The following is an 11787-nucleotide window of genomic DNA, read 5'->3' as shown; positions in this document are numbered from 1 at the left end:
ATCGCTCTGGTCATTGAGCAGGACCTTTTCAAATGGGTAGATTACGTAGGCGTGTTTAAACTTCGGGGCTCTTTGGGGGATTTCTTTTTCCTCGTGGAGATGGGTTGAGAGGAAGCTGTTTAGTTCCTCGTAGCCTTCATTGTTTTTGGCAATACCTACAAAGCATTGGTCTGCTCCGTTTCTAAAATCGATCCCTAAAATAGGTTTTATGTTGTATTCCGGAGCTTTACGGACAAAGTTCAGGCCTGCAGAGGTATTGTTGATATCTGTAAGTACCAGTTGAGTCACCTGGTTTTCCCGGGCAAGTTCTAAGAGGGCTACTTCGGAAAAAGCACCATATCGGAGGCTGTAGTAGCTGTGACAGTTGAGGTACATAGGTGTTGGTATTCGATTTGTTGTTGTTGTTCTAGTTCTTCATCTTCTTTGCCTTCTCTTCATTTCTCAGCTCCTGATTTCGGAGCTTTCATGCACTATTCTGCGGATAAGGGTTTTTAAATCCTATTTTTAGTTTCATCTTTATCCACCGTAGCTCGCAAGAGCGAAGGTGGATATTACTGCTTTCTATGCGCCAGTACTATAGGCGGTTGGCCATTAAAGGGGTTATGCATTCTGCCAATAGTTTTAGCACCAAGGCCGGAGGCTCTTAGTACACTTTTATCCCCAAAGCGCTCCCGAATGTTATCCATTGCTGCATAGAGGTTCAGGGCTTCTTCAGTATCCTCAAACAGGTTGATCTGGTAATTGCCCGGCACCAGATGGCTAAAGCGGATACCTATAAGCCTCACCAGCAAACGCCTGTTATACAGGACTCTGAACAGCTCCAGGATTTTGGGGATCAAAATATGATCTGCACTGGTGTAGGGGATCCGGACTTGTTTGGAATAGGTGTTAAAATCTGAATACCTGATCTTGACGGCAATGCAGGCGGTAAGCTTTTCCCCCCTGCGTAGCTGGTAGGCCAGGTTCTCTGTCATGGCTATAAGGATGCCTTTTAGTTTACTAACATCTATGGTATCGCGGTCAAAGGTACGTTCTGTAGAAATGGATTTACGGTCGCAAAAAGGGATCACGGGGGAATTGTCTACCCCATTGGCCCGTTTCCAGATGACAGCGCCGTTAGCCCCCAGTACACGTCGCATAAGGTCCACAGGCATTTCCTGTACGGTTTTTACTTTTCTGAGCCCCAGGTTTCTTAACGTCTGGTAGGTTTTGTCGCCCACCATAGGGATCTTTTTTATAGATAGCGGGGCCAGAAAGGGTTTTTCATAGCCAAAATCTACTTTCAGCTGGTTGTTGGGTTTGGCCTCGTTGGTAGCTACTTTAGAGACTACTTTGTTTACAGACAGTCCGAAAGAAATGGGGAGCCCGGTTTCTTTAATGATCATTTTCCGCAATTCAGTGGCGTAATGGTAGCAACCAAAAAAGCGGTCCATCCCGGAGAGGTCTGCGTAAAACTCATCTATGCTCGATTTCTCAAAAACGGGGACCTGTTCTTTTATGATTTCGGTGACCAGATCAGAGTGCTTGCTATAGGTGCCCGCGTTACCTCGGATGACAACGGCTTCAGGGCAAAGTTCCCGCGCCATTTTCATGGGCATTCCGGAATGTATTCCAAAACCCCGGGTCTCGTAGCTGCAGGCAGCCACTACTCCTCTATCGCTGGTACCACCTACCAGCAGGGGTTTGTTTTGCAACTCAGAATTAATGAGCCGCTCTACGGACACAAAAAAAGTATCCAGATCCAGATGAAGAATGGTCTTTTGCATAACTGTCTAAAAAGGACAGCTAAGTTATGGATTATTTCCTATTTTTTGGATTATTTCCATTTTATTTTAAACCATTTTAGCGAAATTTCTGCATGCACTAGTCAAAGGCAAAGCCCGTAGTTACCCTAAATATAAATGCATAGAGTGCAATTAAGAACATTGCAAAGCAAAACCATGCAAAAAGTTTAAAATAATTTCGAACAATAAGGGTTCCTAAATTCCTGAATCCTTCTAAATAAATTTCCTTAAGTATATCTATAGTTTTCATAACACTAATTTTAGAATTCACTTATAAGACTTCAAAAGCCGTTCTAAGTTTAGTTTTTTGCCGCTCTTTTAGCCAAGGGAACAGAATTCCCAGATAAAATGCATAATTTCTGTATAAGATCCCTGGAATAGAGATTATAAGAAACGGGTAGGAGTAACAACAAAAAATCCCCGTAAGCTTAACACTTACAGGGATTAATTAATATTTAGGTTGGTTATTTAATTCGTCTACCTAAAACCAGTAAAAGCAAAGGCAGATGTGAAACTACTGCACCCCTGCAGCGGTTATTATCATAAACATCATCACAGAAATAAACAAACATCCTGCAGCAACAAGAACGTCAACCAAAGTATATCCTTTATGTCTTTGAGCCATAGTATTTTATTTTAAGTTAATAATTAGTCAAATGCAAATCCTGTATACACCCTGAAAATAAAAGCATAAAGCACCACAAAAAACATAATAAAACTGAACCAGGCAAAAGCCTTAAAATACTTCTGTACAATAAAATTCTCCAAATTCCTGAAACCTTCCAGATAGATTTCTTTTATAAGTAAAGCTGTTTTCATATATCCCAAATCTTAAAAATTAATATGCTCCCAAATTGTGGCTTTTATCAATTCTTATTTCAAATTATAGGTTAAAAACACATTTATTTGATATAATGCGTAATTGATTCAGAAGAACGGACTTAGTCGCTGTTTATACTGAAAGGGGATTTTACTTCCATTAGTCAAACAAACCGTACCTATCGACCAACGGCGTATGGGATTTGCTCAAATTAGAAATACTGCTTTTAAACGACTATAAAAAATCTCCCGGGAATTGACTTATGAATATTGTCCTGGCTGATCTTGTTGCAGTGGATAAGAAATAAATTAGGGATGGGGTTTAGAAGGAATATATTAGGAGAATGACAAAGGAAATTACAAAACAAAAACAGGAAAAGAGTACTGCCGGATAACTTGCCAATAAAATACCTAATTTATCATTATTTATAAATTTTAGTTAGAGACATAGTTAAGCAGGCTGAAGTTCACCCAAATGATCTACCAGCCTGAAGGTGCTTCGGGCTTAAAAATTTGTGCATGGGATTAGGAGGTACACATTATAGACAAACAGCGCCTGGATAAATCCTTAGTAATTCCTTTGGAAGAGGTTAAATTTTAAACTAAAAAACCCACCGGGAAATCCCGGCAGGTTAATACATTTTTAGCAAACTATTAAATTGAAATTAATATACACCAATAATCAATTGAAAAGTGAAATACCTAAAAACAGGTTTATTAGAAATCAGCGTCGTTATCTCCCTCTCCAATAGGTTCTTTCCCAGTTCTGATGTAACCCATATTCAAGTTTAAAGAATAACTAAAATAAATTGGTTTTTCATTTCTCAAAATATCTATAATATTCGGATACATTGACATAGGGTAGCGCAAGTACACTAATTTATTTCTTTTATCGTAACTATTTTCAGGCACGCTTTTATTATCCGGATAGAAGTTTATCTGTACAACAAAATCATCATGATTATAACATTTTACAAGGGCACGTGGGTAAACACGACTCTTATCAGCTCCTCCGGCTTGAAAGTGAACCCAATAATGGTCTATTTCGCTATCTATTAACTTCATTGTGTCTGGTTTTAAATTAATTATTTAGAGCAACAAGTTAAAGATTATTTCACAAGATATAAATAGATTAAGCAAAAAAAGATATCTTTTTTTGTCTTAGGGATAATATATTTTAAGTTTTGATGACTCAAAGGGGCCATAATTTGTAATCTGTTTACCGTATTTAAGTGAGTTCATGTTCATTCTATACTTGTTCTATATTGAATTTGAAAGAGATAATGAAAAGTATAAAATCATAGAAAAAAGCCTCCAGAAAATACTGGAGGCTTTGTACCTCGGGTGGGATTGAATTACTCTGTAATTCTTCCCTTCCAGGTCGTTTTGAAAACAACAATAGGAAACACAACGCATCACTTCAAAAAAAAAGCGAGCTTCATTTTTGAAACTCGCCTGAATTTCCACCTAATTGTGGTTTATCCGTACCTCGGGTGGGAATCGAACCCACACGTCCGAAGACACTGGATTTTGAATCCAGCGCGTCTACCAGTTCCGCCACCGAGGCAAAGGGATTGCAAATCTAAAAAATTATTTCGGTTGAAAAACTAAAATAACCCACATTTATCCTTTAGCAACCCAAATAAATTTTTAAATTTGCACCTCCTTAAGAATCAGGGGTTTTAAGAAACTAGAAAACAACATATTAACCATGGCTTATCAAGTACCCGAACCAAAGATTTTTGCCTGTACACAAAGTATGGAATTAGGTAAAAAAATTGCTAAATCATATGGCGCGGATTTGGGTAATGTTTTGTTTTCACATTTTAGTGACGGGGAATTTCAACCTTCATTTGAAGAGTCTATTCGAGGGACAAGAATTTTTGTCATAGGTTCTACCAATCCAAGTTCTGAAAATCTTATGGAAATGCTGCTAATGTTAGACGCTGCAAAGCGTGCGTCAGCCAGGCATATTACCGCTGTAATTCCCTATTATGGTTGGGCCAGGCAGGACCGAAAGGATAAACCAAGAGTTCCTATAGCGGCCAAATTAATTGCGAAAATGCTCGAAACTGCAGGGGCTACACGTATTATTACCATGGACCTTCATGCAGATCAGATACAAGGGTTCTTTGAAAAACCAGTAGACCATTTGTTTGCTTCTACCCTATTCCTTCCTTATCTGAAGAGCTTAAATTTAGACAATCTTACAATAGCATCTCCAGATATGGGTGGCTCCAAAAGAGCCTATGCTTATTCCAAGGCACTTGAATGTGATGTAGTGATCTGTTATAAACAAAGATCCAAGGCCAACGTAATATCTCATATGGAACTTATTGGCGATGTACAGGATAAAAATGTGGTACTGGTAGATGATATGGTAGATACCGCCGGGACATTAACCAAAGCCGCCGATCTTATGATGGAACGAGGGGCTAAAAGTGTAAGAGCCATAACCACCCATGCTTTGTTATCAGGTAATGCCTATGAAAAAATAGAAAAATCGCAATTGTTAGAATTGATCGTTACAGATTCTATCCCTATTAAAAAAGAAAGTGGAAAAATAAGAGTTTTGAGTTGTGCTGATCTGTTTGCAGACGTTATGCACAGAGTTCATCATAACACCTCAATTGCGTCCAAATTTTTAATGTAAATATTAATTAAACTTAGATAATGAAATCAATTACAATCAAAGGATCAGAAAGAGAAAGCGTGGGCAAAAAGGCAACGAAGGCCCTACGTAATGCTGGAAAGGTTCCTTGCGTGGTATACGGAGGGGAAAAACCATTGCACTTTTCAGCGGATGAATTAGCATTCAAAAATTTAGTGTATACTGCAAAAGCCCACACAGTAAAGGTTGATTTGGATAAAGGTGACAAATTAAAAGCAGTAATGCAGGATATACAGTTTCATCCTGTAACTGATAGAATTCTACACGTAGATTTTTACCAACTGTTTGATGATAAAGAAGTTACAATGGAAATTCCTGTTCGTTTACACGGTAGTTCCCCGGGAGTAAGAAATGGAGGACGCTTACTATTTAGAAATAGAAAACTGACTATTACGGCCTTACCAGACAACCTTCCCGATTTCTTTGATATAGATATTTCTAAATTAAAAATTGGAGATAACATCCTGGTAGAATCATTGCTAAATGATGACTTTACAATTCTACAACCAGATTCTACTGTGGTGGTTCAGGTTAAAACTGCTCGTGCGGTCATAGAAGTTGAAGAGGAAGATGAAGAAGGAGTAGAAGGAGTAGAAGGTGCTGAAGGAGTAGAAGGTGCTGAAGGTGGAACAGAAACTGCTACTGAGGGTGGAGAAGCCCCAGCAAAAGGCGCTGAATAAATAATCTCAAGCTATTAATAAAAAGCATCCCATCCGTCATATATCAGGATTCGGGATGCTTTTGTATTTTTACCCTTAACCAATTGAGGGGATGAGAAAATTTTTTGAAATTCTTTTTGGAAAGGAAAAACGACTACTAGAAGAAACAGATTCCATGAAAAAGTACCTGTTAATTGGCTTGGGAAATATAGGTGATGAATATAAAGACACCAGACATAATGTTGGCTTTCAGGTTCTTAACAAGTTATCTGAAAAGGAAAAATTCTCCTTTGAGACCCAAAAATTAGGAGATTTGGGTTCCTTTAAGATAAAAGGCAGAAGTGTTTTATGCTTAAAACCATCTACCTATATGAACCTAAGTGGTAAATCTGTAAAATATTGGATGGAGAAAGAAAAAATTCCATTAGAAAATATCCTGGTCATCACAGATGATTTAAACCTCCCTTTTGGGACATTACGACTAAAAACTAAGGGAAGTGATGGCGGTCACAACGGTCTTAAGGATATTCAAAATAGCTTACAAACTGTGAATTACAACCGATTGCGAATTGGAGTTGGCTCTGAATTTAATAAAGGAAGACAAGTAGACTATGTCCTTGGAAAATGGAATGACGAAGAAAAACATGCCCTGCCTGAACGGCTAGAGAGAGCCAATGAACTTATTGCATCTTTTATCCTTGCCGGTGTAAAGATTACCATGAATGAGTATAACAATTCCTAGACTACCTTACCACTCGGACCAGTACTTCTTACAAAAATGCTTAGAAACTATAAGGCCCGAAAGGAATAAATCCCTGAATCTGAGCTGTTTCCCTCAGTATCTTTAGTGATCACCTTCCAATAATATATTGTATTAGCAATAGTATTTATTTTAATACTGGATACAGAAGATGCAGGTGAAGCTACTAAGACCTGAGGAGGAGATATCGTATCCAGAAATATCTCATAACCCACTATATCATTATCAACATCTGCCCCGGACCATTCCAAAACGATATCTCCGTTGATATCACGCACTACTGAAGCCCCGGATAAAGGTGTTATTATTTGTGCCGGAAAGGGAGTATGGGAAATTTGAGACCCTGCATTGAAAAACTGCCAGGTTGTACTTGATGCTGTTTCCTGCACCTCTGTATTCCTGGTAACAACTAACCATGAATAGGGAGTGCCTTTTTCTATGGTGAGTTCTGCGCTGGTGAATTGGGTGTTAGCGGTTTGAGTAATCCCCGTTAAAAGATTGGCAACCCTTAATTCATAGGTGTTTGTATTGTCTGCCGTTTGCCACTTGAACTCTACCCTGCTCGTAGTTGGAGTTATACTTACGCCCGTGGTGCAGAGGGAGTTCTGTAATGGAAAAGTTAAAACCGCCGCTGAGGGTGGCTTGGGTGAGTCCTTTTTACAGGCTGTAAAAAGCAGGCTTATGAATATTACTAAAACAATTCTCATCGCTTCAACACTTTATAAGTTCCTTTAAGAGTTTCTCCTCTTACATTTACATAATACAGCCCGGAAGGTAATCCGGCAAAATTAAGTGTAAGTGTATCCTCATTACCATCATACTTTTGACTGCTGATAAGTCGGCCGTCAGATGCAAAAATGGCAATGTCTACCTGGCTTGAAATTGGTCCTAAAAACACATTTAAAGTCTCCACTACCGGATTTGGATAGATAACCGGATCAGCGGAAATAATAACTGTCTCATCATATGTCCCCTGACAAGGCTGATTGGTAGAAACTTTTAAGGTATTTAGCCCCTGCTTCAGATCCAGTATAATTTCTGAACTTTCTGACTGGGTAAGGATCCCATTTAATTCAATAGTATACAATTGGGCACCGGATAATGTCAGAACTGCCTGCAGGCCCTCTGGAGAAACCACAGAACTTACAATTAAAGGTTCTGGCTCATTTATTACTACGTCAAAACAGACTTCCTCAAAGGTATTTGCACCATCCGTTCCGCTAATGCAAACGGAATACGTGCCGGAAGCTAAATTTTCCAATTTATAATCCTTGGTAAAGTCTTCGGTAATATTCAACCCGCTACCTAATACATTAACAGTGTAAGCCATAGACATTAAGGCAGTTATTTCAAATGATCCGTTATCACTGGTGATACAAGATTCACTTTCTATTGCCAGGTTGAAATTATTCTCAGCAAAACGAAAAACGGGACAACCGTCCGCATTAACTTCGGTTCCCGGTGGTGTTCCCAGACAAAGGTCATCTCCATCATCAAAAACGCCATCTTGATCATTATCGGGTCTCAATTCACCTTCACCACAGATTTCCAGGTAAAAGTTATCAATACTACCTCCATCGGCTGGGGCAGTATCAAAAACTGTTAGTATCCATTCGCCAAAAGAAGATTCGCCATTAAAAGAGGCTAATGAACCCAGGGGGCTTACTATGCCACTAATTGCGGCCGCTCCGCCACCACAAATAAAAGCAACTCCGGCATCATCAAAAACGGCATCAATATTTTCTAATTCCCCACAGGAATTGGAAGTTAAAATAACTTGTGTACCCTGGGGTGATGTAATACTAATTATCAGATCGGCCAGGAAAGTATGCTCTAGTTCTAATCCTACATTTACATCCGTTATCGGCAAATCATTTAAAAATGTAATTGTAGAAGTTACTGTTGGTGTGCCTATAGAGGTAATGTCTACGGGCAGGTCCTGAGCTATTTCTATGTCGCAACTAATTGTTATCGTCGTAAAGCTGAAAGCCGGGCCAAAAGTTCCATCACCACAAGAGTTTTTTGGTTTTATTCTCCAGTAATAAGTGGTTTCTTCTTGCAGGTTTTCCGGTAAATAATTATTAAAAATAACATCGCTGGCAGATTCAATTATTGAAGTGAACAGCATATCTGTGGCAATTTCTATATCATATGAGGAGTACTGGGCATTCAACTCCCAGCTAAGTTGTTGTTGCAGACCTACCCCTGTTGCCATATCCAGAGGGGTCTGTAAAACGACATCTGAGAAGTTAGCATCGTTTATATTAATATTTAATGTTACATCTTTAATAATACTCAAAGAAGTGGCTGTGACGATTACAGGATAATTCCCTGGAAGAATAAGATCTGTGTTTGAAAAAGTAATGGAAACCGGAGTGTTATTTAATATTGCGGTGGGCGGTGTAAAAACTGCCGTGAGACCGGCAGGCATCCCCTGAACACTGAAGGTAACCTCCTCATTAAAGCCTAAATAGGTTTCATATATAAAAGGTGCCACAAGGTCATTAGGTTCACAAACTTCATAATTGAGGTCTGCAAAGTTTAAAATAACTTCAGAATCCTCAATTACAAAATCAGAAGAATTAATACTGAAGAAAATATTGTTTGTGCCCTTAACCATAATACGTGCGGTTGTAGTGCTATTACCAGGAATAATAACCTCATGGCTGCCATCGTTTGGAACTGCGCTGGCCAGTTGTATTGGAAAACTCAGGCCTCCGTCTGTAGATAGAAATATATCTACCGCTGCTGTATTTATTGGGGTTTTGTTAGTATTGGCAACATCCCAGCTAATAGTCTGTACAGATCCGGCTGTATAGGTCTCCGTTGTGTTTTGCGAGTTTACAACAAATGGCCCCGCACTATTTAAAACATTAAGCTTTACCAGCTCTGAAGCTACCTGGCCCCCTCCCGTTGCGTTATCTCTAACGGTTAAGGCAAAGTTCATTTCGCGTTCCACATTAGAAACCGTTTCCCATGCCGAACTTATCAGCGGATTGGTTTGCGTAAGATTCCCCTGGATAACCTCCGCTAATTTTGGAAAATATCTGTCGGCAACTACGGTGGGTTTAAGCGATCTGAAATTTGCGCCACTCGGATTGTCGGGTCCGAAATTTTCTGTTGTGACCACACCGTCATCAATCTGTTCCCATGCATAAGTAAGTATATCTGTAGTATCAGGATCTATTGCATTTCCTGCTAATACAAATGGGGTTCCTTTGGGAATAATATAATCCCCTATGGGATTAATAACCGGAGGGTTGTTTGTTAAAGACGTAATTTCTCCACAACTAGTGGTCTGAAGATATTCAATGATTTGAAATATGCTGTTATAATGGAAATAGTCATCCCCGTTTGGGGCTACGTTTTGTCCGGGTATTATGCCCGCGTATCCCATGATGGTGGTTCCTGTACCCGGTTCGGCCTGCACCAAAGTACCTTCAGATTCAAAAGACCAGGTATGATTTGCTCCAAATTGATGCCCCAATTCATGTGATACAAAATCGAGATCGAAGATATCACCCTGCGGATTTAAGGCGGCAGCATATCCACTTCCTTTTTGGTTATCTCGGCAAACAGAGCCTATAAAGCCCGCATTACCCCCATCTGTATCTTCATGAAATAAATGACCTACATCATAATTTGCTTCACCAATTGTTGTGGTAAGTGTATTTTGAACCTCTGAATTTAAATTTCCCCCATAGGGGTCTGTATCAGGGTCTGTAAAAATCACCAAATCCGTATTGGCTATTAATTCTAAAGTAACGCCTAAATCTGTCTCAAAAACCTGGTTTACCCTTGTAAGTGTAGCATTTATTGCTGCAAGAGCGTCGGCCACCGTACCTCCATGAAATTGGGTATAATCTCCTGTAGCAGAAATTGCTATTCTGTATTTTCTTAGAATCTGATCATCCACTAGTTTTGAAACAGACCCATCTATGCTTTTTTCAATGGCTGATTGTGTAAAACAAATGAATTCGCTGTTGAGCTTCGCATGTAAACTTCTGTCGTAAACTACATAAGCACTACTTCCATCTGAGGCTTTCTCCATAAAAGTCGTCTTTTCACTTCCTGCATGAACAATCATGCTTTGCACTCCCTTGTGTGAAATGCTAAATCGAATACGGTCTTTATTTCCATCCAAACTATAACCTGAATAGGATTTTATACCGGGATATTTTTTTGCCAATTCCGGTGAGAAGACGGGATTTTCTGAAACCCTGAACGCCCTTAGTTTCCCTTTAACATCAGGAAAATAAACTATTCCATCAACTTTCTTAAGGGTAGATATGGATAAAAGTTCCTCAGATAAAGATGCCTGGTCCAAATCAAAAACCCTTACCTTAGTAACATCCGGATTGGATAGTGAAGGTGAAGAAAACTTACCAGGTGAAATTTCCTGCCCCCAATACTTGGATTGCGCAGATCCGTAAAAGGAGAGAAATATTATGGAAATTGATAAAACAAGACGTAGTTTTGCTAACATCAAGGGATTTTTAAACTTTTAAAAGTAAGCCTTTTTATTATTTTATTTGTGTGGTCACAGTTCAAAGCATTTCCAATTACGATAAAAAGCACGCTACTGCTATAACCATTGGCACTTTTGACGGTGTTCACATAGGTCACAGAAAAATACTTGAACGCCTCATAAATGATGCCAAAAAAACTAATCTGCGATCTACGGTACTTACTTTTTTCCCACATCCCAGAATGGTTTTACAAAAAGATACCGAAATAAGGCTTCTGAATACCATCCAGGAAAAAATCAAAATTTTAGAGCACATTGGCCTGGATTACTTAATTATTCATCCCTTCACTCTTGAATTCTCACGTATTTCTTCCACCGAATTTGTTAGGGACATCCTGGTGAATGAATTAAAGGTCAAAAAAATTATTATAGGTTATGACCACCGCTTTGGCCGTAACAGAAATGCAAACATACAAGATCTTTCGGCCCTTGGGAATACTCTAAATTTTGAAGTTGAAGAAATTCCGGCACAGGAAATAGATGATGTTTCTGTAAGTTCAACAAAAATCAGAAATGCGCTTATAGAAGGAGACATAAAGACTGCCAATGAATACCTGGGGTATAAC

At 39.1% G+C, this 11787-nt stretch carries 10 protein-coding genes, 1 tRNA gene and 1 pseudogene; 4 read left to right on the top strand and 8 right to left on the bottom strand.

Annotation, left to right across the window (positions count from 1 at the left end):
• The 6 genes from WBN20_RS02600 to WBN20_RS02575 form a co-directional block, all read right to left on the bottom strand.
• Window positions 1-375, bottom strand: a 375-nt coding sequence (locus WBN20_RS02600; protein ID WP_424280601.1) for a PHP domain-containing protein, incomplete at its 3' end; no start/stop codon positions are given.
• 176 nt (window positions 376-551) lie between these two features.
• On the bottom strand, window positions 552-1766 hold the full coding sequence (locus tag WBN20_RS02595; RefSeq protein WP_424271291.1) for a DNA polymerase Y family protein: 1215 nt from the start codon (window positions 1764-1766) through the stop codon (window positions 552-554).
• 97 nt (window positions 1767-1863) lie between these two features.
• Entirely contained in the window at window positions 1864-2034 is a 171-nt protein-coding gene (locus tag WBN20_RS02590) for a DUF6747 family protein (RefSeq protein ID WP_424274073.1), read from the bottom strand.
• 398 nt (window positions 2035-2432) lie between these two features.
• Complete coding sequence (locus WBN20_RS02585; protein ID WP_424280600.1) at window positions 2433-2603, bottom strand: DUF6747 family protein; 171 nt, start codon at window positions 2601-2603, stop codon at window positions 2433-2435.
• 717 nt (window positions 2604-3320) lie between these two features.
• Complete coding sequence (locus WBN20_RS02580; RefSeq protein ID WP_424280599.1) at window positions 3321-3668, bottom strand: hypothetical protein; 348 nt, start codon at window positions 3666-3668, stop codon at window positions 3321-3323.
• Between the two features lie 420 nt (window positions 3669-4088).
• Window positions 4089-4170, bottom strand: a tRNA-Leu gene (locus WBN20_RS02575).
• A 144-nt stretch (window positions 4171-4314) separates the two neighbouring features.
• Here WBN20_RS02575 and WBN20_RS02570 point away from each other — a divergent pair.
• The 3 genes from WBN20_RS02570 to pth all read left to right on the top strand — a co-directional run bounded on the left by WBN20_RS02570 (window position 4315) and on the right by pth (window position 6675).
• A complete protein-coding gene (locus WBN20_RS02570; RefSeq protein ID WP_424270962.1) occupies window positions 4315-5256 on the top strand; it encodes a ribose-phosphate pyrophosphokinase in 942 nt (313 codons plus the stop codon).
• 20 nt (window positions 5257-5276) lie between these two features.
• A complete protein-coding gene (locus tag WBN20_RS02565) occupies window positions 5277-5954 on the top strand; it encodes a 50S ribosomal protein L25/general stress protein Ctc (RefSeq protein WP_424280598.1) in 678 nt (225 codons plus the stop codon).
• A gap of 91 nt (window positions 5955-6045) precedes the next feature.
• Window positions 6046-6675 (top strand): aminoacyl-tRNA hydrolase, encoded by a 630-nt coding sequence (pth, locus tag WBN20_RS02560; protein ID WP_424280597.1) that lies wholly within the window; start codon window positions 6046-6048, stop codon window positions 6673-6675.
• A 47-nt stretch (window positions 6676-6722) separates the two neighbouring features.
• Here the strand turns inward: pth and WBN20_RS02555 are convergent, their stop codons facing one another.
• Both WBN20_RS02555 and WBN20_RS02550 read right to left on the bottom strand, forming a co-directional pair.
• Window positions 6723-7400 (bottom strand): hypothetical protein, encoded by a 678-nt coding sequence (locus tag WBN20_RS02555; RefSeq protein ID WP_424280596.1) that lies wholly within the window; start codon window positions 7398-7400, stop codon window positions 6723-6725.
• Window positions 7397-11179, bottom strand: a complete 3783-nt coding sequence (locus WBN20_RS02550) for a reprolysin-like metallopeptidase (protein ID WP_424280595.1) — start codon at window positions 11177-11179, stop codon at window positions 7397-7399. Before WBN20_RS02550 ends, WBN20_RS02555 begins: the two co-directional genes overlap by 4 nt.
• A gap of 50 nt (window positions 11180-11229) precedes the next feature.
• On the opposite strand from WBN20_RS02550, the pseudogene WBN20_RS02545 reads away from it, so the two are divergent.
• Window positions 11230-11787, top strand: a pseudogene (locus tag WBN20_RS02545) (bifunctional riboflavin kinase/FAD synthetase); the annotation flags it as partial.

It is taken from the genome of Eudoraea sp., assembly GCF_049665975.1.
Taxonomy (GTDB): Bacteria; Bacteroidota; Bacteroidia; order Flavobacteriales; family Flavobacteriaceae; genus Eudoraea.
The sequence above is the reverse complement of the archived record's forward strand: the minus strand, read 5'-3'. Positions and strand labels throughout refer to the sequence as shown.

Excerpts from the sequence above, each read along its gene's own strand:
- WBN20_RS02595 (WP_424271291.1), bottom strand. The coding sequence starts at position 1,766 with ATGCAAAAGACCATTCTTCATCTGGATCTGGATACTTTTTTTGTGTCC.
- WBN20_RS02585 (WP_424280600.1), bottom strand. The coding sequence starts at position 2,603 with ATGAAAACAGCTTTACTTATAAAAGAAATCTATCTGGAAGGTTTCAGG.
- WBN20_RS02565 (WP_424280598.1), top strand. The coding sequence starts at position 5,277 with ATGAAATCAATTACAATCAAAGGATCAGAAAGAGAAAGCGTGGGCAAA.
- pth (WP_424280597.1), top strand. The coding sequence starts at position 6,046 with ATGAGAAAATTTTTTGAAATTCTTTTTGGAAAGGAAAAACGACTACTA.
- WBN20_RS02570 (WP_424270962.1), top strand. The coding sequence starts at position 4,315 with ATGGCTTATCAAGTACCCGAACCAAAGATTTTTGCCTGTACACAAAGT.
- WBN20_RS02590 (WP_424274073.1), bottom strand. The coding sequence starts at position 2,034 with ATGAAAACTATAGATATACTTAAGGAAATTTATTTAGAAGGATTCAGG.
- WBN20_RS02550 (WP_424280595.1), bottom strand. The coding sequence starts at position 11,179 with ATGTTAGCAAAACTACGTCTTGTTTTATCAATTTCCATAATATTTCTC.
- WBN20_RS02580 (WP_424280599.1), bottom strand. The coding sequence starts at position 3,668 with ATGAAGTTAATAGATAGCGAAATAGACCATTATTGGGTTCACTTTCAA.
- WBN20_RS02555 (WP_424280596.1), bottom strand. The coding sequence starts at position 7,400 with ATGAGAATTGTTTTAGTAATATTCATAAGCCTGCTTTTTACAGCCTGT.